This is a genomic window from Vibrio breoganii (genome assembly GCF_001677275.1).
GTDB classification, from domain to species: Bacteria; Pseudomonadota; Gammaproteobacteria; order Enterobacterales; family Vibrionaceae; genus Vibrio; species Vibrio breoganii.
The window spans coordinates 2,326,608-2,350,644 of record NZ_CP016177.1; the positions used below are offsets into that span (position 1 = coordinate 2,326,608).

At 46.0% G+C, this 24,037-nt stretch carries 18 protein-coding genes and 8 tRNA genes; 3 read left to right on the forward strand and 23 right to left on the reverse strand.

Annotated elements, in window-relative coordinates:
* The first annotated feature begins 106 nt into the window (after window positions 1-106).
* Window positions 107-901, forward strand: a complete 795-nt coding sequence (locus A6E01_RS10690; protein WP_017027432.1) for a cytochrome C assembly family protein — start codon at window positions 107-109, stop codon at window positions 899-901.
* A gap of 75 nt (window positions 902-976) precedes the next feature.
* Window positions 977-2,239 carry an HlyC/CorC family transporter gene (locus tag A6E01_RS10695; RefSeq protein ID WP_017027431.1) on the forward strand — a complete coding sequence of 421 codons (1,263 nt, stop codon included), beginning with the start codon at window positions 977-979 and terminating at the stop codon, window positions 2,237-2,239.
* 69 nt (window positions 2,240-2,308) lie between these two features.
* Here A6E01_RS10695 and luxS read toward each other — a convergent pair whose 3' ends face one another.
* From luxS to pncC, 21 genes are all read right to left on the reverse strand, one after another.
* On the reverse strand, window positions 2,309-2,824 hold the full coding sequence (gene luxS / locus A6E01_RS10700; RefSeq protein ID WP_017027430.1) for an S-ribosylhomocysteine lyase: 516 nt from the start codon (window positions 2,822-2,824) through the stop codon (window positions 2,309-2,311).
* Between the two features lie 16 nt (window positions 2,825-2,840).
* Window positions 2,841-4,412, reverse strand: coding sequence for a glutamate--cysteine ligase (gshA, locus tag A6E01_RS10705; RefSeq protein WP_065210370.1), 1,572 nt, complete (start codon window positions 4,410-4,412; stop codon window positions 2,841-2,843).
* A 98-nt stretch (window positions 4,413-4,510) separates the two neighbouring features.
* Entirely contained in the window at window positions 4,511-7,399 is a 2,889-nt protein-coding gene (locus A6E01_RS10710) for a M16 family metallopeptidase (protein ID WP_017243659.1), read from the reverse strand.
* A 9-nt stretch (window positions 7,400-7,408) separates the two neighbouring features.
* Window positions 7,409-7,864: a YqaA family protein gene (locus A6E01_RS10715; RefSeq protein WP_017029619.1), complete on the reverse strand. Its 456-nt coding sequence runs from the start codon at window positions 7,862-7,864 to the stop codon at window positions 7,409-7,411.
* A 217-nt stretch (window positions 7,865-8,081) separates the two neighbouring features.
* Entirely contained in the window at window positions 8,082-9,212 is a 1,131-nt protein-coding gene (locus tag A6E01_RS10720) for a sodium ion-translocating decarboxylase subunit beta (RefSeq protein WP_017029620.1), read from the reverse strand.
* Window positions 9,213-9,226: 14 nt separating this feature from the next.
* Window positions 9,227-11,011: a sodium-extruding oxaloacetate decarboxylase subunit alpha gene (gene oadA / locus A6E01_RS10725; protein WP_017029621.1), complete on the reverse strand. Its 1,785-nt coding sequence runs from the start codon at window positions 11,009-11,011 to the stop codon at window positions 9,227-9,229.
* Window positions 11,012-11,040: 29 nt separating this feature from the next.
* Entirely contained in the window at window positions 11,041-11,304 is a 264-nt protein-coding gene (locus A6E01_RS10730) for an oxaloacetate decarboxylase subunit gamma (protein WP_017029622.1), read from the reverse strand.
* Window positions 11,305-11,577: 273 nt separating this feature from the next.
* Window positions 11,578-11,654: transfer RNA gene (locus A6E01_RS10735), tRNA-Arg, on the reverse strand.
* Window positions 11,655-11,717: 63 nt separating this feature from the next.
* Window positions 11,718-11,794, reverse strand: a tRNA-Arg gene (locus A6E01_RS10740).
* A gap of 63 nt (window positions 11,795-11,857) precedes the next feature.
* Window positions 11,858-11,934: transfer RNA gene (locus A6E01_RS10745), tRNA-Arg, on the reverse strand.
* Window positions 11,935-11,997: 63 nt separating this feature from the next.
* A tRNA-Arg gene (locus tag A6E01_RS10750) sits at window positions 11,998-12,074 on the reverse strand.
* Between the two features lie 66 nt (window positions 12,075-12,140).
* Window positions 12,141-12,217: transfer RNA gene (locus tag A6E01_RS10755), tRNA-Arg, on the reverse strand.
* Between the two features lie 85 nt (window positions 12,218-12,302).
* Window positions 12,303-12,395 (reverse strand) — tRNA-Ser (locus tag A6E01_RS10760).
* A 44-nt stretch (window positions 12,396-12,439) separates the two neighbouring features.
* Window positions 12,440-12,516, reverse strand: a tRNA-Arg gene (locus A6E01_RS10765).
* Window positions 12,517-12,548: 32 nt separating this feature from the next.
* Window positions 12,549-12,641 (reverse strand) — tRNA-Ser (locus A6E01_RS10770).
* A 184-nt stretch (window positions 12,642-12,825) separates the two neighbouring features.
* Window positions 12,826-13,023, reverse strand: a complete 198-nt coding sequence (gene csrA, locus A6E01_RS10775) for a carbon storage regulator CsrA (protein ID WP_004415691.1) — start codon at window positions 13,021-13,023, stop codon at window positions 12,826-12,828.
* A gap of 77 nt (window positions 13,024-13,100) precedes the next feature.
* Window positions 13,101-14,273, reverse strand: a complete 1,173-nt coding sequence (locus tag A6E01_RS10780) for an aspartate kinase (protein ID WP_065210206.1) — start codon at window positions 14,271-14,273, stop codon at window positions 13,101-13,103.
* 149 nt (window positions 14,274-14,422) lie between these two features.
* Complete coding sequence (gene alaS / locus A6E01_RS10785) at window positions 14,423-17,014, reverse strand: alanine--tRNA ligase (protein ID WP_065210207.1); 2,592 nt, start codon at window positions 17,012-17,014, stop codon at window positions 14,423-14,425.
* Between the two features lie 178 nt (window positions 17,015-17,192).
* Window positions 17,193-17,645, reverse strand: a complete 453-nt coding sequence (gene recX, locus A6E01_RS10790) for a recombination regulator RecX (RefSeq protein WP_017027201.1) — start codon at window positions 17,643-17,645, stop codon at window positions 17,193-17,195.
* Between the two features lie 105 nt (window positions 17,646-17,750).
* Window positions 17,751-18,776 carry a recombinase RecA gene (gene recA, locus A6E01_RS10795; protein ID WP_017027200.1) on the reverse strand — a complete coding sequence of 342 codons (1,026 nt, stop codon included), beginning with the start codon at window positions 18,774-18,776 and terminating at the stop codon, window positions 17,751-17,753.
* Between the two features lie 105 nt (window positions 18,777-18,881).
* Window positions 18,882-19,376 carry a nicotinamide-nucleotide amidase gene (gene pncC / locus A6E01_RS10800; RefSeq protein WP_206191624.1) on the reverse strand — a complete coding sequence of 165 codons (495 nt, stop codon included), beginning with the start codon at window positions 19,374-19,376 and terminating at the stop codon, window positions 18,882-18,884.
* 82 nt (window positions 19,377-19,458) lie between these two features.
* Here pncC and mutS point away from each other — a divergent pair, with 82 nt between their 5' ends.
* The gene (mutS, locus tag A6E01_RS10805) at window positions 19,459-22,026 is read left to right on the forward strand and encodes a DNA mismatch repair protein MutS (protein ID WP_017027198.1); all 2,568 of its coding nucleotides are present in this window, start codon (window positions 19,459-19,461) and stop codon (window positions 22,024-22,026) included.
* 112 nt (window positions 22,027-22,138) lie between these two features.
* Here mutS and rpoS read toward each other — a convergent pair whose 3' ends face one another.
* Together rpoS and nlpD are read right to left on the reverse strand one after the other, a co-directional pair.
* A complete protein-coding gene (gene rpoS / locus A6E01_RS10810; RefSeq protein ID WP_017027197.1) occupies window positions 22,139-23,113 on the reverse strand; it encodes an RNA polymerase sigma factor RpoS in 975 nt (324 codons plus the stop codon).
* 51 nt (window positions 23,114-23,164) lie between these two features.
* On the reverse strand, window positions 23,165-24,037 hold the full coding sequence (gene nlpD, locus A6E01_RS10815) for a murein hydrolase activator NlpD (RefSeq protein WP_065210209.1): 873 nt from the start codon (window positions 24,035-24,037) through the stop codon (window positions 23,165-23,167).

Consider the following 24,037-nt stretch of genomic DNA (forward strand, 5'->3'; position numbering starts at 1 on the left):
CCCCACAGCCACTATTTACAAAACCATGCGCAATAAGTACATAGCCAGTAATGTGGTATTGGGTGTATAATTTCCTTTTAAATCCAAATACTAATGTCGACTAAATATGGACTTTGTGGTTGTTATCCTAGCCGTACTTTTATACCTAACGGCAACCTTTCTTATTCTTCCGGGGCTATTACGTCAGTCGGAAATCAATAAAAAGGTCGTTTTAGGCATAGCGTTTGTTGCTTTGATCCTGCACTTTTCAACGTTAGTTGAGGGTATCTTTGCGCCCTACGGGCAAAACATGAGTATTCTCAATGTCGCTTCATTGGTGAGTAGTATCATCTCACTGGTGCTGACCTTGGCTATGTTTAAAACTCGCTTGTGGTTTTTGCTGCCCATTGCCTACGGATTTTCTTGCCTTAGCCTTATTGCTGCCGAATTTGTTCCGGGTACCTTTATCACCCACTTCGAGCATTCACCGGGCTTAATTGTTCACATCACGCTCGCTCTGTTTTCGTATGCCACTTTGATGATTGCGGCTTTGTATGCGATGCAGCTGGCTTGGCTTGATTTCAAGCTAAAACAAAAGACTTCTCAAGCATTAAACCCTAACCTACCTCCTTTAATGAAGGTGGAGCGCCAACTTTTCAATATCATTTTGATCGGAAATGGCTTACTTACCCTTACATTGATGAGTGGCCCGCTATTTGTTGAAGACTTTTTAAGTAGCGGCAAAACCCATAAAGCCTTGCTGTCCTTTATCGCTTGGCTGGTATTCAACGTGTTATTATGGGGTCATTATAAGCTGGGATGGCGTGGTAAAAAGGTCACTTGGTTCTCAATTATCGGGGCATTTTTGCTAACCCTTGCCTACTTTGGTAGTCGATTTGTCCGTGAGATCATACTGACCTAATCGGCACATATGGTTGACAGTTGCCGGTAAATCATTCATTAATTGAAAAGAGCTAAATAAAAGGATTCATTTAATTTGGACGACATATCAACCGGGGTACTGTTTACCCTCCTTGCATGTCTTATCATTATATCAGGCTACTTTTCAGGTTCAGAGACTGGGATGATGTCCCTGAATCGTTATAGATTAAAGCACCTTTCAAATCAGGGGCATAAGGGAGCGCGTCGTGTAGAGAAGCTTCTTACCCGCCCCGATCGCTTAATCGGCCTTATTCTTATTGGCAACAACCTCGTCAATATTTTGGCATCTGCCATCGCTACCATACTCGGCATGCGTTTGTACGGTGATATCGGTGTTGCCATAGCCACAGGTGTCCTCACCTTGGTGGTGCTGGTTTTCGCCGAAGTCACGCCTAAAACCCTCGCAGCCATGTATCCTGAGCGCGTCTCCTACACCAGCAGTATTTTATTAAAGATACTGATGAAGTTGCTGTCACCTCTGGTCATTCTGGTTAACTTTATTACCAATGGTTTTTTGAGGCTATTAGGCATCAAGGGCATAAGCAATAAGTCTGATCACCTTAGCTCTGACGAACTACGAACAGTGGTGAACGAAGCGGGTAGCTTGATACCGAGTCGTCACCAAGACATGCTGGTCTCCATTTTGGATCTCGAGAACGTCACCGTGAACGATATTATGGTGCCGCGAAATGAAATTACCGGTATCGATGTTAATGATGATTGGAAGTCGATTGTTCGTCAGCTGACCCACTCCCCTCATGGCCGAGTGGTTCTATACCGCGACCAAATCGATGAGGTTGTAGGTATGGTTCGTCTGCGCGAAGCGTATCGCTTGATGCTTGAGAAAAATGAGTTTAATAAGCAGACTCTACTCAAGTCTGCTGATGAGATTTATTTCATCCCAGAGGCGACGCCACTCAATGTGCAGCTGATAAAGTTCCAGCGCAACAAAGAGCGTATTGGATTAGTTGTGGATGAGTATGGCGACATCATTGGCTTGGTCACCTTAGAAGATATCTTAGAAGAGATCGTAGGGGAGTTTACTACCTCGATGGCACCGAGCCTTGCTGAAGAAATTACACCACAGCCTGATGGTAGTTACCTTATAGAAGGTAGTGCAAACATCAGAGACATTAACAAAGGGCTGCAGTGGGACTTACCTACCGATGGGCCAAGAACGCTTAATGGACTCATACTAGAGCACCTGCAAGACCTTCCTGAAACTCACATCAGTATTATGGTGGCAGAGCACAATATGGAAGTGATCGACTTTTCGGAAAACAAAATCAAGATGGTGAAGGTTCATCCCATTCAGTAATTCGCGATTTTGCATCCACTAGAAACCAAAAAGGCTCCCATCGGAGCCTTTTTATTAGTAGAAGTAACACTACACCTTAAGCGTTTGTAGCATCTCTTCTGGCAGTGCAAGCTCATCATTTTTGTTCACTGATACGCCCGCTTCTAAAATAGCGCTAGCAATGGCTTTCGCTTCTTCTAGAGAGTGCATATCTGCAGTGCCACATTGATATTCATTCAGCTCAGGGATCTTGTTTTGTCCCTCAACCTTAAGTACGTCTTCCATTGAGGCAACCCATGCAGTAGCTACATCAGATTCTGATGGCGTACCAATCAGGCTCATGTAAAAGCCTGTGCGGCAACCCATTGGAGAGATATCGATGATCTCAACAGAATCACCATTTAGATGGTTACGCATGAAACCCGCGTAAAGGTGCTCAAGTGTATGAATCCCTCTTTCTGAAAGGATATCTTTGTTTGGTTGAGTGAAGCGAAGGTCGAATACTGTAATAGTATCGCCACTTGGAGTCTGCATCGTTTTTGCCACACGCACTGCTGGTGCATTCATTTTTGTGTGGTCAACTGTAAAACTGTCTAATAGGGGCATAATCGGCTCTCCAAGGTTATTTCAGATACGCGAAGTATTCTTCTAAGTATTGTTCAAAATCTACCGAATCGGCAGCTTCAATGTGTTGTTGTTTTTTCACAGAGTTCGCGACTTCTTGATCCATCGCTTGCTGAGAATAAACGCTGTAATTGTGTTGACGGTACTGCTGCTGATAGCGATCGCCCAACTGCATACCGAACTGGCCATTTCCGCCTTTTTCTTTTACTTCGGCAAGCATTTTACCAGACAGGGTTAATTCTGGTTCATCAATCCAATCACGCAGTTCGTTGCAAACATCTTGATAACCCGTACTGCCGTTAGCTTCATCCATCACCTTGGCGATCTCTTCAAACTGATCAAAGATGCGATGCACCCATTGTTGCAAGGTGAGCTTTTCACCATCACAGCCAATCGTCAGGTATACACCCTTGCGTCGGCCTTCGGTGATCACTGAATTCCAGTTGTGTTTCCAGCAATTGAGCTCACAGTCATCCATTGGGTCGGATTCTGTCAGCGCACACCAGGTCAGGAAGATATCAAGGAAGCGGATCTGACGCTCACTAATACCCACAGGGTTAAACGGGTTGACGTCTAGCGCACGGATCTCAATGTATTCAACACCGTCACGTTCAAGCGCTTCTGAAGGCTTTTCACCACTCTTCGCAACTCGTTTAGGTCTGATAGGCGCGTAAAGCTCATTTTCTATCTGCAGAACATTGCTGTTTAGCTGCTTGAATTGGCCATTTTCTTTAACGCCAATCTTAGAGAATTTTGCTGAAGGCTTACGAATCGCTCGATTCAAGCCTTCAAGATACTCACCGACGCTATTGAAGCTTATCTTTAGCTCGCTTTGCTCACTATTGGTATAACCTAGGTCACTCATGCGCAAAGAGGTCGCGTAAGGCAGGTACAAGGTACCAGTGCCTTCCAGCTTTTTAAACGGCAGGTCTGTTTCGCGGCCTTGAATAAAGGTTTCACAAATGGCAGGAGATGCACCAAAGAAGTAAGGGATCAACCAGCCAAAGCGATAGTAATTTCGAATCAATCCAAAGTAAGCATCGGACTTAGAGTCTTGACGCTGTTGCGTGTCTTGCTCGCCATATAAACTGTCCCAAAAACTCTCAGGAAACGAAAAGTTAAAATGGACCCCAGAGATAATCTGCATCAAGCTTCCGTAGCGATGCTTTAACCCCTGGCGGTAAAGGGTTTTCATTTGGCCTGAGTTAGAAGAACCATACTGTGCAAGCGCAATGTCGTCTTCATCAGCGACAGCACACGGCATAGACAATGGCCATAGCTGCTCTTGGTCCAACTTGCTATGAGCGTAGTGATGGATATCCTGCAATTGAGATAACAGAGTAGGGATATCATTTGAAACAGGAGTAATAAACTCCATCAGTGATTCAGAGAAATCAGTGGTAATCCACTCATGGGTCAAAGGAGAACCCAAGCTTTCTGGATGAGGGGTTGTTGCTATGTGGCCATCGGGTTTATAGCGAAGCGTTTCTCGCTCCACGCCGCGTCCATACTGCGTAAATACCTGCTTATTGGCAGCCACCTGTGCTAGGCGGTTAGAAAATATAGTCAAAACAAGGCCACTTTTATTTTTAGAGAGTACTCTCTCAATAGACAGCCCTGCACTTGAGAACAAGCACAGGGCATACAACTACCCCATAGATGGGTCGACTAAGGCGCAATTTCAAGTGTTTGAATAGGGAAATTTAGCGTCTTAAGTTGAGGCATTAGCTGTTTCGCATCCCCGACAACAATAATTTGATAATCGGCTGGATCAAACCACTTACTCGCCATTTCGTTGAGCGTCTCTTTTGATACGTCAGCAACAATATTATTGCGCACAGCGAGATAGTCATGATCTAAGTTGTAGGTCAGTATTGAGCTTAACAAATAGGCTTTTTGCCCCGGTGTTTCATACTTGAGCGCGTCTTGTTGCCCAACTGCTAATCGCATGAATTCAATTTCTTTATCAGTAAAGCCCTCTTTTGCAGCACTGTCCATTTCTTTGATCAGTTCTTTAATCGCAGGTGCGGTTGAATCTGCTCTGACTTGAGCTGTTGCAACGACAGCCCCAATCTCTCTATTTGCTGAAATGTAGCTACTTGCCCCGTAGGTGTAACCCTTGTCTTCACGCAAGTTTTGATTGATTCGGCTGTTAAAGTTACCGCCTAGATTAAAGTTAGCCAGCTGAGTAAGGTAACTCTCACCCGTGGCATCAAACGGCAGTCCTCTGCGAACTAGGCGCACCGCTGTTTGAGGTGCTCCTGGTTTATCGACCAAGAATAGCGTTTGCTCTCCCATCTCTGGCAGGCGTCGCTGGCGCAGCATCGGCGGTGTTTCGCCCTGCCACTCTTGTAAGCTATCAAGCTCTTTGCGCACTTGCTTCTCAGACAAGTCACCGACGACTAAGATCTGTGTGCCCTTTGGCGTGTAGTACTTATCATAAAAGGCTTTTACATCATCAAGGGTTAGGCTTTTCACAGACGCCATAGTGCCCGATGAAGAGCGTCCATAAATGGTATCGCCGTATAGCACTTGTCTTGTTGCTTGAGAGGCCAACCAGCTTGGCGTTTGGTGCTCGTATACAATCCCTTCTAACATCTGGCGCTTCACACGCTCAAAGTCTTCTTCTTTCAGTAATGGATTGAACAGCGCATTTTCAACCAGTTCCATTGTGGCAGTGAAGTTTTTACTCAAGCTCGAAATCGTCAGAGTTGTATTGTACTGACCGGCACTGAGTGAAGCGCTACTGCCCAATTTGTCCAGTTCAGCCGTGAGCTCTTCACTGGTTAGGGTTTTATCTCCCTCTGACACCATAGATGCAGTAAGGCTAGCGAGCCCTTCTTTACCAACTGGGGCATAGCGGTTACCTGCAGGCATCTTAATCTGCATAACAACGGTAGGAGTTTCCGATGTTTCACTGCCCAGTACTTCAATATCATTGTTTAAGTGGAATGAATAAAGCTCAGGCATAGTGCCAGTGACCGCAGACTGCACTTGCGGCATAACCGAGCGATCAAACGAATCATTCACGAAGCGATAATCGAGCTCGCTCTCTTCGATCTTCTGGTGTTCCGGCAGTGTTCTTGGCGGCGTTTCAAAGGTCGCTGTCTTGGCCGCTAGATCGAGTTTACCGCGAGGGACTACCGATAAGGTCACCTTGTGCTTATTGTCGATAAACTCTTGATATACCTTATAAATAGACTCTGGTGTCACCTTACGTAAGCGATCAAGTTCAATCTGCAGACGATCGGGCTGCTGATAGAAGGTCTCATTAGACGCCAATTGCGTCACCTTGCCACGCACACTCTGCAGGGCAAAGATTGAGCTTGCTTCTGCGCTACCTACGATTTGTTGTAGCGAATCAGGATTGATATCAGCAAGCTGCAGATTCTCAATGATGTCATACACTTCATCGTACAAAGGCGTTAAATCGGCTCGCTTACTGGAGTCGGCCATGACGTAGACATAAAAATTACAAGCGAGCTCAGTACATTGATGGAACGCACCTGCATCAAGCGCCTTTTCAGTCTTAACGAGTTTTTGGTAAAGAATACTATTTCGCCCGCTCCCCAATACCTTAGCTAATACGTCAAGATCAGCATTGCGCGCTTCCCCTTGGTAAGTCGTTGGCCACCCCATGACAAGCATTGGCTGTTGGATCATACGATCTTCAAGGGTAACGTAGCGATCTTCATTGAGGACTGCTGGTTGCTTAGGTTGTGCCTCTACTTCTGGGCCTCGAGGAATTGGACCAAAGTACTTCTCTACCCATTCAAGTACTTGTTTTGTTTCAAAATCACCACCTATGGTCAGAACGGCATTGTTCGGACCGTACCAACGTAAGAAGAAGGCTTTAAGATCATTCACATCGACCTTATCTAAGTCTTCAACATAACCAATGGTCTGCCATGAGTAAGGATGCCCTTCCGGGTACATAGCCTCACCCATTTTTTCCCACATTAAGCCATACGGGCGGTTATCATAGTTTTGAGCACGTTCGTTTTTAACGGTATCGCGCTGAATCTCGAATTTACGTTGTGAGACAGCCTCTAGTAAAAAGCCCATGCGATCGGACTCTAGCCAAAGCATCTTCTCTAGCTGATTCGATGGCACTGTTTCAAAGTAGTTGGTGCGGTCACGGTTAGTCGTACCGTTGAGAGAGCCGCCAGCTTCGGTGATGATCTTAAAGTGTTGCTGATCTGCCACATGCTTTGATCCTTGAAACATCATGTGCTCAAAGAAGTGGGCGAAGCCAGATTTACCAATGTCTTCTCTCGCTGATCCCACATGATAGGTCACATCAACGTGAACCAGAGGATCTGAGTTATCAGGCGCTAAGATTAAGGTTAACCCATTGGCAAGCTTGTATTTAGAATAAGCGATCGAGGCCTTGCCCGGTGTGGCATCGACTTTTTCAACTAACTGAATAGCTGAATCATTTGATGTTGATTCAACGGTATTCTCTTGAGTCGAGCAAGCCGCTAATAGAGTCACGGCCGTCAGCGTGCCCACAAGCTTATACTTGGACAATGACAGGTTGAGACGAGATAAGATCATTGTTATTCCTTATAGATTACCCAGCCCAGTGTATAACCCTACTAGTACCGCATAACGAACCAGTTTTCCTAGGGCTATCAACACCAAACAGGGAAGAAAGCGCATTCGAAGCCACCCAGCGGCTAAACACAAAGGGTCACCAATAACGGGAGCCCAGCTAAACAATAGACTCCAATAGCCATACTTTTGCAACCAAGCTATGGCTTTGTGACCATGTTTTTCTTGCTGAGTTCGATTTGGTATCCACAAACCTAGCCAATAGTTGGTTAAACCGCCGAGAGTGTTGCCTAACGTAGCCACCAACAAGATGCTAAAAATTGAATATTGATTAAGGCTCAGTGTTGCGATGAGCGCCGCTTCTGAACCACCAGGAAGTAGCGTTGCGCTCAAAAAGCCCGTAGCAAACAGTAAGGTTAGAGCCGAGTCTGCAAACCAAACACCGAGCTGAGAAAACACAGCATCCATTAGTTTACGGTCTCAAAACAATAAGCATTAACAAGGTATACGTGACGAGTAAACGAGATAAGCCATAGAGGCATACTTTTCTGACCATTTGAGATGCATATCGTTACATATTACCGACAATTCTCAGGAATATCATTGTTTTGCTGTCAGAGATAAGTGAAAAAAAAGGATGCAAAAATGCATCCCTTTCTCAATATAGAAATTGATTAGCTCAAGATCATCCCACTAGTGCAAGTAGAATACCAGCCGCCACTGCCGAGCCTAATACACCCGCTACGTTCGGGCCCATAGCATGCATTAATAAGAAGTTCTGAGGGTTTGCCTGCAGACCGACCTTGTTAACCACGCGAGCCGCCATTGGAACCGCAGAAACACCTGCTGCACCAATGAGAGGGTTAATGTCTTCTTTAGACACCTTATTCAGCAACTTAGCCATCAATACGCCACCCGCAGTACCGATGCTAAAGGCAACAGCGCCAAGACCAAGGATACCTAAGGTTTCAATGTTCAAGAACTTGTCCGCTTGCAGCTTTGAACCTACGCCAAGACCTAAGAAGATGGTGACTATGTTGATGAGTTCGTTCTGAGCCGTTTTACTCAAACGATCCACAACACCCGCTTCACGCATCAGGTTTCCAAGACAGAACATTCCAACCAGAGGCGTTGCCGATGGCAAAAATAGAATGGTCATGAGCAGAACACCTAGCGGGAAGAAGACCTTCTCACCTTTACCCACATGACGTAGCTGCGCCATTTTAATAGTGCGCTCTTCAGGAGTGGTCAAAGCCTTCATGATCGGTGGCTGGATAATTGGAACCAAAGCCATGTAGCTGTAGGCAGAAACAGCAATCGCACCCAGTAAATCTGGAGACAATCGACTTGCCAAGAAGATAGCGGTTGGACCATCCGCACCACCGATAATGGCAATAGACGAGGCATCCGCCAAGCTAAATTCCATACCCGGTACATAGTTAAGCAAGATAGCGCCAAACAAAGTCGCAAAGATACCAAACTGAGCTGCAGCGCCTAACCATAAGGTTTTAGGGTTCGCAATCAAGGCGCCAAAATCCGTCATTGCCCCTACGCCCATAAAGATAAGCAATGGGAATACCCCAGTTGAAATCCCTACCTCATAGACGTAGTACAGCAATCCACCGGGCTCGGTAAAGCCAGCATTGGGGATATTCGCTAGGATGGCACCAAAGCCAATCGGCAATAGCAGTAAGGGCTCAAAGCCCTTACGAATAGCAAGAAACAGCAGCCCGCAACCCACCAAGATCATGCAGATCTGGCCAAATTCAAAGTTAGCGATGCCCGTCTCTCTCCAGAGAGTAAGTAAACCGTCCATGTTGTATTGGTTCCTTACGCTAGGCTAAGCAGCGGTGAGCCAACAGAGACAGAATCACCTTCTTTCACATGCAAACCTTGTACTACGCCACCTCGTGCCGCTCGTACTTCAGTTTCCATCTTCATGGCTTCTAGGATCAGTAGCACATCGCCTTCTTCAACCACAGCGCCACTCGACACATTCACCTTGAAGATATTGCCTGCCAAAGGTGCTGGAACATCTTCTGCATTGCTCGCCACAGGTGCTGCAACTGGCGCAGCAGCCGCAGTCGCACCTGCTGGAGTTACAGAAGTAAGCTCTCCTTGAGGCCCCACTTGCACATCAAAGACCTGTCCATCGACCTTGACGCTATAGGCTTCTACTGTGGTATTTGCGCTTGCAACCGGAGCAGGTTTTGTTTCTTCAACCTCAGTGCCTGGTACAGGTTCGAACATAGATGGGTTATGACGATTCTTAAGGAACTTAAGACCCACTTGAGGGAACAGCGCATAGGTTAGTACATCATCTTCAATGTCTTCAGCCAGTGAAATATTTTCCGCTTTGGCCTTCTTCTGAAGATCCAGTGTCAAAGATTCAAACTCGTCTTCTAGCTTATCCGCTGGGCGACACGTAATTGGCTGTGCACCGTCTAATACTTTCTGTTGCAGCTCGGCATTTAGCTCCGCTGGTGCTTTGCCGTACTCGCCCTTAAGGATACCGGCTGTTTCTTTAGTGATGCTCTTATAGCGTTCGCCCGTTAAGACATTGATCACCGCTTGTGTACCCACAATTTGAGAGGTCGGTGTAACCAAAGGAATATAGCCAAGGTCTTTACGTACGCGAGGGATCTCTTCTAGCACTTCATCTAAACGATCAGCAGCGCCCTGCTCCTTTAACTGGCCTTCCATGTTAGTGAGCATTCCACCAGGAACCTGAGCAATCAAGATACGAGAATCAACCCCTTTCAACTGGCCTTCAAACTTCGCGTATTTTTTACGCACTTCTCGGAAGTAAGCCGCAATCGGTTCGATTTGGTCTAGTTTCAGGTTGGTATCGCGCTCTGTGCCTTCAAGCATCGCTACTACTGTTTCCGTTGGCGTATGGCCATAGGTGCAGCTCATAGAGGATATAGCGGTATCTAGGATATCTACGCCCGCCTCAACCGCTTTAACCGCAGTTGCTGTGCTCAAGCCTGTTGTTGCATGACAGTGAAGGGCTAGTGGAACATCACACGCATCTTTAATACGCGTAATCAGCTCTTCAGCCTCATAAGGCTTAAGTAAGCCTGACATGTCTTTAATACATAGAGAGTGACAACCTAGGTCCTCTAGACGCTTAGCAAGATCAACCCAGGTATCAGAATTGTGCACAGGGCTTGTTGTGTAAGAGAGTGTGCCTTGAGCATGAGCGCCCACATCCACCACTGACTTAACGGCTTTCTCGAAGTTACGCACGTCATTCATCGCATCAAAGACGCGGAATACATCCATACCGTTGGCATGAGCACGCTCTACAAACTTTTCAACCACATCATCCGCGTAGTGACGGTAACCTAAAAGGTTTTGTCCACGCAGCAACATTTGCATTGGGGTATTGGGCATGGCTTTCTTAAGCTCACGCAAACGCTCCCATGGGTCTTCTCCAAGAAAACGAATACACGAATCGAAGGTCGCTCCGCCCCACGTTTCTAGTGACCAATAGCCAACTTTATCCAGTTCAGCTGCAATCGGCAGCATATCTTCTAGTCGCATACGGGTTGCGAATAAAGATTGATGCGCATCTCGCAGTACTACGTCTGTTATTGCAAGTGGTTTAGACATGCTCATTAACTCCTTTTAATTTTTGTTGTCTATTGGGCTACAGCTGAACGATGACGATGCACAGCGGCCGAAATAGCGGCCACAATTTTTGGATCGACTCGATGGGTAGATTCAGCTTGAGTAACTTGTTTAAGATTTTGCGGGCTCACTGGTGCCACTGGTTGTTCTGCCGGAAGTAACTTCGACATCAAACGAACCACAAACACCAATAAAGTAAGAAAAAGAAAAACCATAGCCATACCAATGGCCATAATTGAGGCAGCTTCCGATAGCAAACCTGAGATGTTATCCATAATAAAATTCCCTTATTTGTCTTCCTGACAATTCGACGTTTTTACATCGAGCACCTGATTATCTAGATTGATGAAAATTTGTCAATTTTCTTTATACAGGTGCATGCAGGCAAACCATTGCATAGAAAGTATGCGAATTGAAGACAAAATACTGAGATCAGACCAGAATTTATCAAAAACACTTAGAAAACAGTGCTTTATGTAAATAAACGGTTATGGGAATGCTAATGAAATGTTATAAAAAAAACCCCGCCGAAGCGAGGTTTTGTGATGTGGCGCGTCCTGGAGGATTCGAACCTCCGACCGCCTGGTTCGTAGCCAGGTACTCTATCCAGCTGAGCTAAGGACGCGCAATGCTTCTTTTCAGAAGACTTTATAGAAAAGCTGATACTGATACCAACCCTTCGTTGTAGTGGCGCGTCCTGGAGGATTCGAACCTCCGACCGCCTGGTTCGTAGCCAGGTACTCTATCCAGCTGAGCTAAGGACGCGCAATGCTTCTTTTCAGAAGACTTTATAGAAAAGCTGATACTGATATCAACCCTTCGTTGTAGTGGCGCGTCCTGGAGGATTCGAACCTCCGACCGCCTGGTTCGTAGCCAGGTACTCTATCCAGCTGAGCTAAGGACGCGCGATGCTTCTTTGCAGAAGACTTTATAGAAAAACTAATACTGGTATCAATTCTTCGTTATAGTGGCGCGTCCTGGAGGATTCGAACCTCCGACCGCCTGGTTCGTAGCCAGGTACTCTATCCAGCTGAGCTAAGGACGCGCAGTGCTTCTTTACAGAAGGCTTATATAGAACCGTTAATATTACTATCAACCATTCGTTGTAAAGTGGCGCGTCCTGGAGGATTCGAACCTCCGACCGCCTGGTTCGTAGCCAGGTACTCTATCCAGCTGAGCTAAGGACGCACAGTGTTCTCGTTCTGAGAAGGGTGCGAAGTCTATCACACTTTCCAGTTTAGAAAACAAAAAAATTGACCATAAGGTCAATAAATGGCGGTGAGGGAGGGATTCGAACCCTCGATACGGCTACAAACCGTATACTCCCTTAGCAGGGGAGCGCCTTCGGCCACTCGGCCACCTCACCGCATTATCACTAACAAGTTAGTATTGTCATATCAAAAAATGATATGGCGCGTCCTGGAGGATTCGAACCTCCGACCGCCTGGTTCGTAGCCAGGTACTCTATCCAGCTGAGCTAAGGACGCGCATTGTGTTCCGTTAAGAACGTTCGCAAGAATGGCGGTGAGGGAGGGATTCGAACCCTCGATACGGCTACAAACCGTATACTCCCTTAGCAGGGGAGCGCCTTCGGCCACTCGGCCACCTCACCGTCTTGCGGAGGCACATATTACGATTTACCAAAAATATGTCAAACATTTTATTGGCAAAATCACATAAAAAACGGTTAACAGAACAACTTTCAACCAAACCGCTTAAAAATGCTAGTTATATGTACTTTATGCCTACTATAAAACAAGAAAGGCTAGTCCTATGACCAGCCTTTCAATAGAAACTTAGTAGTTGCCTGATGCAACGTTTCCATTACCTTTTTCTGCTTGAATGCGCATGTAAATTTCTTCACGATGCACAGAAACTTCTTTAGGTGCGTTTACACCGATACGCACTTGGTTTCCCTTAACACCCAGTACAGTAACGGTCACTTCATCCCCAATCATTAGGGTTTCACCAACACGGCGAGTCAAAATTAGCATTCGATAGCTCCTTGCTGTCACTCAAAATACTTTGAGATCTATTATTCAATAAAAATAACAACTTGGTAAAGAACTTATTACAAAATAAGCGCTTTTTTGTCTGTAGCAACACTATGAGACTGCTCAATGTATTGAGCATGAATAAAATTGGCAGCCCGATCCAGATGTTCCGGTAATAGTAGCAACTTCACTACCCTATCACACCTAAAACTATCAAGAACTTTGATATCTTTCGCCAACAATTGAGGTAAAACATTAAGATGTAGCCCCTCAAGCTCAGCACCGACAATAGTCAAAGCGCTAATAGGTTCAACATTGTTGACGTCTTCAGATAGGATCTGTAATAGCTTGGAGACATCATTATTGTTAACAATTAAATGTTTGGTCGTTTGAGAATGCACGGCGATGCCCAGCAATTGACACTGCATTGCAACCTGCTCCGCTTTATCTTCATTAACAATTAAGCGAGCAAGCTCTCGCTGCAGTGCTAAACCACACACATTTTTTTTGCTTTGTAAGCGAGTAACCAAGGTACCTTGTTTTGGTGAGAACGAAGATAAGACTCGAATATCAAGATTGTACTTAGCGGCAAACTCTACACACGGTTCGTGTAAAACCTTAGCGCCGTGCCTTGCCATGGTTTGCATGTCATCAAAGTCGACATGTTCTAGTTTCAAAGCCGATTCAACAACCCTAGGGTCGCAGCTATACACGCCATCAACATCAGTGAAGATCTGGCATTCACTAGCCCCTAATAGCCCAGCAAGAGTCACTGCGCTAGTATCTGAACCGCCGCGTCCTAGAGTGGTAATCGCGCCGGCTTGGTTAACGCCTTGGAAACCCGCCACAATCACTATCTGATCGTCATTGAGTAATTGGTTAAATTTCTCATTATCCACCGACTGAATCGTTGCTTGATTGTGCATATCATCGGTAACAATGCCCGCTTGCCATCCCGTTAACGAGGTTGCTTTGTGGCCGAGCTTATTGAGAGTCATCGCTAATAGAGCAATGGTGACCTGCTCCCCAGCGGACAAGATGACATCGAGCTCTCTAGAGTTAGGTACGCTATCAACTTCATAGGCTAAGCCTTGCAAGCGATTCGTTTCACCGGACATAGCCGAAACCACAACCACAACTTGATTGCCCTGCTCTTTGGTCTTTATGACCTGCTCGGCAACCGCTCGAATTCGCTCAACTGAACCTACAGATGTCCCACCAAACTTTTGCACGATTAATCGGTTCTTCACTTACTTTCCACCTTCCTAAAACAGTCTTCTGTTCTTTGTACACAGGACACTTTAAAAACAACAAAACCAAGCACTTTGCGATAACAAAAATGCTTGGTTCCTATTACTTTCCTTGGGCACTGAATGTACCCAAGTTAATCACTCTTCGCTTACAGGCGCTCTTCCAACCACGGAATAACAGACTGTAGGGCTTCCGGTAGTGCAGCCACGTCTGTACCGCCCGCTTGAGCCATATCAGGACGACCGCCGCCTTTACCACCGACTTGAGTCGCAACCAAGTTAACTAGCTCACCCGCTTTCACTTTACCAGTGAGGTCTTTCGTTACGCCCGCAACCAAGCCGACTTTGTCGTTGGCAATATTGGCGAATAAAATGACACCAGTACCAATACGGTTTTTCGTATCATCGACCATGTTGCGAAGGTTCTTGTTGTCCGCGCCTTCAAGTGCAGCAATAAGCACTTTAGTACCGTTGATTTCCTGTACCTTACCCATGATATTGGCGCTTTCTGCCGCTACCATTTTGTCTTTCAGGTACTGAATCTCTTTTTCTAGTGATTTCGCTTTCTTCGCTGACTCCACTAGCTTCTGTTGCAGCTTTTCTTGCTCAGCATCGATAGCGTCTAGAGCTGCATCAGCGGTTACCGCTTCGATACGACGAATACCGGCAGCAATACCCCCTTCAGAGGTAATCTTGAACAGGCCGATATCACCGGTGTTAGCCGCGTGAATACCACCACATAATTCAGTAGAGAACTCACCCATAGAAAGCACGCGAACTTCATCGTCATACTTCTCACCGAACAGTGCCATCGCACCTTTCTGCTTAGCAGACTCGATATCCATGACATTGGTTTCAATGTCGTGGTTAGTACGAACTTGTGCGTTAACCATACGCTCAACTTCTTTCAATTCAGCAGCCGTTACCGCTTCTAGGTGAGAGAAGTCAAAACGAAGGTTCTCAGCTTTAACCAGTGAGCCTTTCTGAGTTACGTGCTCACCTAGAACCTTACGCAATGCAGCGTGCAGCAAGTGAGTTGCTGAGTGGTTCAGTGAAATTTGTGCACGACGCACTGCATTAACAGCGGCTTTAGCTTTTTCACCTAAGCTCATCACGCCTTCAACAAGCTCACCATGGTGTGCAATGGCATTGCCTAGCTTCTGCGTGTCAGTAACCTTAAATTCACCGAGCTCAGTTTTTAGGATACCCGTATCACCAGATTGACCGCCTGATTCGGCGTAGAACGGAGTTTGCTCAAGAACAATAATGGCCTTTTGACCACTTGATAGGTTCTCTGTTGGTTGACCTTCTACAAAGATAGCTTCAATGTTGCTCTCGCCATCTGTCGCAGCGTAACCACAAAATTCTGTTGTGCTGTCTAGCTTGATTGTTTCATTGTAATCAGTGCCAAACTGACCCGCTTCACGGGCACGCTTGCGCTGTGCTTCCATCGCTTTCTGGAAGCCTTCTTCATCAATGTTGAATTCACGCTCACGTGCAACATCATTGGTTAAGTCAGCTGGGAAACCATAGGTATCGTACAATTTAAATACTGTCTCACCATCAAGCGTTGATTTACCTTCGCTCTTCAAGCCATCCAGTGCGTCGTTAAGAATGCTCATACCGCGCTCTAGGGTGCGGCCAAAGTTCTCTTCTTCAATACGAAGTACTTTCTCAACCAGTGCTTGCTGTTTCTTAAGTTCAGCGCCAGCTTCACCCATAACATCAGCCAATACGCCCACTAGAGTGTGGAAGAATGCACCTTGAGCACCTAACTTATTACCGTGACGAACTGCGCGACGAATAATACGGCGAAGTACGTAGCCACGGCCTTCATTTGACGGCATAACACCATCAACGATAAGGAAAGAACATGAACGGATATGGTCGGCGATTACACGCAAAGACTGATTTGAAAGGTCTTCGTATCCAACCGCTTCTGCAGAGGCTTTGATTAGCGTTTGGAAAACATCAATTTCATAGTTTGAATGCACGCCCTGCATGATTGCAGAGATACGCTCAATACCCATACCTGTATCAACAGCCGGCTTTGGAAGAGGTTCCATAGTACCGTCAGCGTGACGGTTGAACTGCATGAATACGTTGTTCCAGATCTCGATGAAGCGATCACCGTCTTCTTCTGGTGTGCCTGGACGTCCGCCCCAAATATGCTCACCATGATCATAGAAGATCTCTGTACATGGACCACAAGGACCTGTGTCACCCATTGTCCAGAAGTTATCAGACTCGTAGGCTTTGCCACCTTTTTTATCACCAATGCGGATGATACGATCAGCTGGAATGCCCATCTGCTTATTCCAGATATCAAAGGCTTCATCGTCAGTTTCGTAGATAGTAACCAACAATTTCTCTTTTGGTAGGCCAAGAGATTCAGTAAGGAATTCCCAAGCAAACTTGATTGCGTCTTCTTTAAAGTAGTCACCAAAACTGAAGTTACCTAGCATTTCAAAGAAGGTGTGGTGACGAGCAGTAAAGCCAACGTTTTCTAAGTCATTATGTTTACCACCAGCACGAACACAACGTTGCGCCGTAGTCGCTCGCGAGTAGCTACGCTTTTCAGCTCCTAGGAAGCAGTCTTTAAACTGGTTCATACCTGCGTTAGTAAACAGCAGTGTAGGATCGTTGTGAGGTACAAGAGAAGAACTCTCTACAATCTGGTGCCCTTTGCTCTCAAAGAACTTTAAAAAGGCACTACGAATTTCGGCGGTGCTCATGTACATGTGGCAATTCCTGAAACGTTCAAGTTAGATTTTTGCCACATTGTAAATCAAGCAAGGGAGAACGACTAGTTTTCTGTCTAATTTGCCTGAAAATGCTAGTGAATTAACGAAGATTTGTTAGAAGGGCTTTACTTACTGCTGGGTAATAGAAGTAAGTGTGCTGTTTATATCTCTGAATTTACTCAGGATTTAGCGCATATTGGATCTGCTCGGGGCTAAACCCGCGATATTGTAGAAAACGCACTTGTTTGGAGTGTTCGTAACTCTCGCAGGTAAGATTATCTTCTAAGTACTTTTTTACTGATAGCTTAGCCAGTTCAAACCAATTTTGAGGCTCTTCTGCTAACGCTTGATCGATAACCTCACTGCGCACGTGCTTAACGTGCAAATCCTGACGAATCCTACGTTCACCATGGCCTTTTTTCACATGCTGTTTGATTTGATCTTTAGCGTAACGCAGGTCATCTAAATAATGATGTTCTCGACAAAACTCGACGGCTTCATCAATATCACTTAACTCAAAACCTTTGTTCAGTAACTTTTGTTGTAGCTCGTACCGACCATATTCACATCGGCTCAATAGATCTAGTGCGGTCTTTTTAGCGGTCCAAGTAGGAGTAAGAGAATACATACACACCTCGTTAGATTCAGTGCGAAGAAAAAAGAGAGAAGCTAAGGGAAAGTACTGAGCCTTAGGATAAAGGCTCAGTATATTAGGAGCATAATTGAGCTAAGGTTACTCTACCTCAGCCTCTTTAGTGTCTTCAAGCTGAGCCGTAGTCAGCAGCATTGCACGTAGCTTGCTATCGATTTCTAGCGCTGTTTCTGGGTGCTCACGAAGGAATTTACCTGCGTTTGCTTTACCTTGGCCAATCTTGTCGCCTTGGTAGCTGTACCAAGCACCGGCTTTTTCGACTAGCTTGTGCTTCACACCTAGATCAATCAACTCACCTTCACGGTTAAAGCCTTGACCGTACATGATTTGGGTTTCAGCTTGTTTAAACGGTGCAGCAATCTTGTTCTTAACAACCTTAATACGGGTTTCGTTACCAACAACCTCATCACCATCTTTAATCGCGCCAGTACGACGGATATCAAGACGAACAGAAGCGTAGAACTTAAGTGCGTTACCACCAGTGGTGGTCTCTGGGTTACCAAACATCACACCAATCTTCATACGGATTTGGTTGATGAAGATACACATACAGTTAGATTGTTTCAGGTTACCGGTTAGCTTACGCATTGCTTGAGAAAGCATACGAGCTTGAAGGCCCATGTGGCTGTCGCCCATCTCACCTTCGATTTCAGCTTTTGGTGTTAGTGCCGCGACTGAATCGACAACCAATACGTCGATAGCGCCAGAGCGAGCGAGTGCGTCACAGATCTCTAACGCTTGCTCACCTGTATCTGGCTGAGAAACTAAAAGAGCATCAATGTTTACGCCAAGCTTTTGCGCATAGATAGGGTCAAGTGCGTGCTCTGCATCGATAAAGGCACACGTTTTACCTTCACGTTGAGCTGCAGCAATCAACTCTAGCGTTAGTGTTGTTTTACCCGATGATTCAGGGCCGTAGACTTCTACGATACGTCCCATTGGCAAGCCACCAGCACCCAGAGCGATGTCTAGAGACAGTGAGCCAGTAGAAATAGTTTCTACGTCCATGGTGCGGTTATCACCAAGGCGCATAATTGAGCCTTTACCGAATTGTTTTTCTATTTGGCCAAGTGCAGCCGCGAGAGCTTTTTGCTTGTTGTCGTCCATTTTATGCTCCATGGAATCGGGTATTTCTAATTGATGAATCAATTATTACTGTTAATTCATACAGTGTCTAGATGAAAAAGTGTTTTTTTTGCATCCAACAAAGAATTACTTACTTTCTATATATTTTTCAATTAGTTGAAGAGCATGATAAACGGACTGATTTCTCACCTGTGCACGATCACCAGCAAAAATACAGCGTTGTACCTGTATAAGATCAGTATTTAACGCTAATGCAAAACACACAGTGCCAACGGGCTTATCTTCACTGCCGCCACCAGGACCTGCAATCCCAGTAATAGAAACCGCAATTTGAGCTGCAGAGTGCTCTACCGCGCCTAACGCCATCTCTTGTGCAACCTCTTCACTCACTGCGCCAAAGCGCTCTAATGAGCTAGAGTTCACGCCCAGCATCTCCATCTTAGCCTCGTTGCTATAGGTGACAAACGCTCGATCAAACCACGCTGAGCTACCGGCAATTTCCGTTACCGCTTGCGCCACACCGCCACCAGTGCATGATTCAGCGGTTGCCATCATCCAGCCATTTTTCTCAAGCAGTATTCCCACTTGAGCACTTAAGTTATCCAATGTTCTTTCCGACATCTGACTGATTCGCTTTACCCATTAGTTGTGAATCATTTATCCTAAGCCTCTATAGAAATAATGAAAAGCAACAGAAGTGATTATGTCGGTAAAATCAAAGCCAAAACACACCCCAATGATGCAGCAATATCACAAGCTCAAAGCAGAGAACCCTGAGATCCTGCTTTTTTACCGCATGGGTGACTTCTATGAATTGTTTTATGATGATGCAAAGCGCGCCTCTCAGCTGCTCGATATCTCGTTAACCAAACGCGGCGCATCTGCGGGCGAACCTATCCCAATGGCCGGCGTGCCTTTTCATGCTGTTGAAGGCTACTTAGCCAAGCTGGTTCAATTGGGTGAGTCTGTGGCTATATGCGAGCAAATTGGCGACCCTGCTACGTCAAAAGGTCCCGTTGAGCGTAAGGTCGTTCGTATCATTACCCCAGGTACCGTTACCGATGAAGCCTTGCTAGCAGAACGTGTAGATAACCTGATTGCCGCTATCTACCAGCACGATGACAAGTTTGGTTATGCCACTTTAGATATTACCTCTGGCCGCTTCTTAATATGTGAACCACAAACCGAAGAAGCGATGCTCGCAGAGCTGCAGCGAACCAGCCCTAAAGAGCTGCTATTTCCAGAAGACTTCGCGCCAGTGCACCTAATGGAAGGTCGTCATGGCAACCGTCGTAGACCCGTTTGGGAGTTTGAGTTACAAACAGCAAAGCAGCAGTTGAACATCCAGTTTGGTACAAAAGACTTAGTGGGATTTGGCGTTGAAAAAGCAGAGCTGGGCCTTTGCGCCGCAGGCTGCCTGATTCAATACGTCAAAGATACGCAGCGCACCGCTATGCCACATATCCGTTCGATCACAATGGAGAGGCAAGATAACTCGGTTATCCTAGATGCCGCCACAAGACGCAATCTAGAGATCACGCAAAACTTATCCGGTGGCCTTGATAATACCCTAGCTGAGGTATTGGATCATACCGCGACAGCCATGGGCAGTCGTATGCTTAAGCGTTGGCTGCATCAACCTACTCGTGAAGTCTCAGTGCTGAATAATCGCTTGGACGCAATTTCCGAGTTAATTGAGCAGGGGCTTTTCCCCGAGCTGAGCCAAACCTTAAAACAGATTGGCGACATTGAGCGTATTATCGCCCGATTGGCGATTCGCTCTGCTAGGCCGCGCGATCTCGCTCGTCTACGCACCGCACTGCAACAGTTGCCCGAACTAGAAACAACACTAGAAAGCTTAGTGAATCCGCACCTGAAAGGTTTATCCAACGATGCGAAACCTATAGACAGTTTATGTGAACTGTTAGAGCGAGCAATCAAAGAGAACCCACCTGTGGTCATTCGTGATGGCGGCGTACTCGCTGAGGGGTATAACGAAGAGCTTGACCAATGGCGCGATCTTGCTAATGGCGCTACTGAGTACCTAGAGAAACTTGAATCCGACGAGCGAGAGCGACACGGCATAGATACCTTGAAGGTAGGCTACAACGCCGTTCACGGCTTTTACATTCAAGTCAGTCGTGGGCAAAGCCACCTTGTGCCGCCTCACTACATTCGTCGTCAAACGCTGAAGAATGCTGAGCGCTACATTATTCCCGAGCTAAAAGAGCACGAAGACAAGGTACTCAACTCTAAATCTAAGGCTCTAGCGGCTGAAAAGGCATTGTGGGAAGAGTTATTTGACCTGATATTGCCTCACCTTAATAAGCTGCAACTGCTGTCGTCTGCCGTCTCTGAGATTGACGTATTGCAAAACCTTGCTGAGCGCGCGGAAACCTTAGAATACTGCCGCCCAACCATTAAAAGTGACATCGGATTATCCGTTACTAACGGCCGACATCCCGTTGTAGAGCAGGTACTAGAAGACCCGTTCATTGCCAATCCTATTGAGCTTCACCCTAAACGTAAAATGCTGATCATTACAGGCCCGAACATGGGGGGTAAATCCACCTATATGCGTCAAACGGCCTTGATTGCGCTGCTTGCTCATATTGGCTCTTATGTTCCTGCAGAGTCTGCAGATATTGGCTTGCTTGATCGTATATTCACCCGCATTGGTGCTTCCGACGATCTGGCCTCAGGGCGCTCCACCTTCATGGTGGAAATGACGGAAACAGCGAATATCTTGCACAATGCCACCAACCGAAGCTTAGTGTTGATGGATGAGATTGGGCGAGGAACCAGTACCTATGACGGACTCTCTTTGGCATGGGCTAGCGCGGAATGGCTGGCGAACCAGATCAGTGCTCTTACCCTATTTGCCACCCACTACTTTGAATTAACAGAGTTACCTGCTCAGCTAACAGGATTGGCAAACGTGCATCTTGATGCAGTAGAGCACGGCGATGACATTGCCTTTATGCACGCAGTACAAGAAGGCGCTGCCAGCAAGTCTTATGGCCTAGCAGTGGCTGGGTTAGCTGGTGTACCTAAGCCTGTAATCAAGCAAGCGAGACAAAAACTCAACTTACTAGAACAGCTTAGCCACCAGCCACAAGCAAACAACCCAAGTAGTGTAGAGATTGCGAATCAGCTTAGTTTGATCCCAGAGCCAAGTGACGTGGAGCTCGCGTTGGGCGCCATTGATCCTGATGATCTGACACCAAGACAAGCTTTAGAAGCACTGTATCGGTTGAAGAAGATGATGTAAAAACAAGCTATCAGATGTCAGCTTCAAGCTTCAAGCTTCAAGCTAGGAGCTAGGAGCTAAAACAAAAAAAGGTCAGCGAATGCTGACCTTTTTATTGGGTACTTATAGAGTGTTATTCACTGTCGAAGTTAAACAGCGACTCCATATTCAGTCCTTGCTTCAATAGAATCTCACGCAATCGACGGAGACCCTCAACTTGGATCTGACGTACGCGTTCACGAGTTAGGTTAATTTCACGGCCTACCTCTTCTAACGTAGACGGTTCATAGCCAAGCAAGCCAAAGCGACGAGCAAGTACTTCTTTCTGTTTTGGATTCAGCTCATCAAGCCAATCGATAAGAGAGTGCTTAATATCGTCATCTTGAGTGGACACTTCAGGGTCTGAGTTGTTGATGTCAGGAATGATATCAAGCAATGCCTTATCACCGTCACCACCAATTGGAGTATCTACTGAACTGACACGCTCATTAAGACGTAGCATTTTGCTGACATCATCTACTGGCTTATCCAGTTGCTGAGCAATCTCTTCGGCTGTTGGTTCATGGTCAAGCTTCTGAGATAACTCACGAGCCGTTCTCAGATAAATGTTCAGCTCTTTAACCACGTGGATCGGCAAGCGAATTGTGCGGGTTTGGTTCATCAAGGCACGTTCGATGGTTTGTCGAATCCACCAAGTTGCGTAGGTTGAGAACCTGAAGCCACGTTCAGGATCGAATTTTTCTACGGCGCGAATTAGACCAAGGTTCCCCTCTTCAATTAGGTCTAATAGAGCTAAGCCACGATTGCTGTAACGACGCGAGATCTTAACAACCAGACGCAGGTTACTTTCAATCATACGCTTGCGCGCTGCTTCGTCTCCGCGAAGTGCTCGTCTTGCGTATAGAACCTCTTCTTCTGCTGTTAGTAGTGGGGAGAAGCCGATTTCGCCTAGATAAAGTTGAGTTGCGTCTAGATTCTTTGTTGAGGCATCAAACTCTTCTTTTACCTGAGTTTCTATCTTTTCAACAATGCTACTTTCTTCTACTTCCGCACTAACTTTGTCTTCTGTTAGGTCTTCCACTTTTGCTGCAGTGTTATCCATACTCATAGCGCCTCCAATGGCTCAACAGGTTGGCATTACCGCTTTTAATGCCATCAGTTAGGGTAAATATCTTTCCGGGTTAACGGATTTTCCTTGATACCTAATCTCAAAGTGCAGTTTAACGCCGCTAGTGCCAGAGCTACCCATGGTTGCAATCTTTTGCCCCGCCGATACTGTCTGTCCTTCATGGACCAACAAACTATCGTTGTGAGCATAAGCACTAAGGTAATCATCATTATGTTTAACAATAATAAGGTTGCCATAACCACGAAGGGCGCTACCGGAATAAACCACACTACCATTGGCAGTTGAGATAACCGATTGGCCACGTTGACCTGCTATATCAATCCCTTTATTGCCTTGTTCTCCTGATGAGAACTTGCTGATGACTCTTCCTTTAGTTGGCCACTCCCATGACGAGACCGCTTTATTTGCTGGCGGTTTCGATGTTGCGACACTGTTAACACTTTGTTTAGAACCAACATACTCCTTTGTGGACTGCTGATCAACCTTTGCGGTAGCACTTTTTTGTGGATTTGTCGAAGTCTGTCCCGAATTTTGTGCTGTACTCTGCGCAGGTGGAGGACTCTTTGTAGTGGAAGTTTGAGCTACAGCAACAGGTTTACTTGAACTATAAGCTGGAGTTGTATCTTTATAATCAGGATGCCAAAGCTTAATTCTTTGGCCGACACGCAGGGTATAAGGTGCTTTAAGATTGTTGAAGCGGATAAGATTATTGACGTTGCGATCCGTAATATAAGCGATGTAGTAAAGGGTATCGCCCTTATCTACCTCATAAAAACTGCCTCGAAAGCTACCACGATCGAGCTGCTTATAATCACGATTTTTGGCAGAAAATCCGCTAGGGGCGCAACCTACTAAGGCTGCTATCAGAGCAATACCAATGATCGAACGCAAAATCTTATCCAT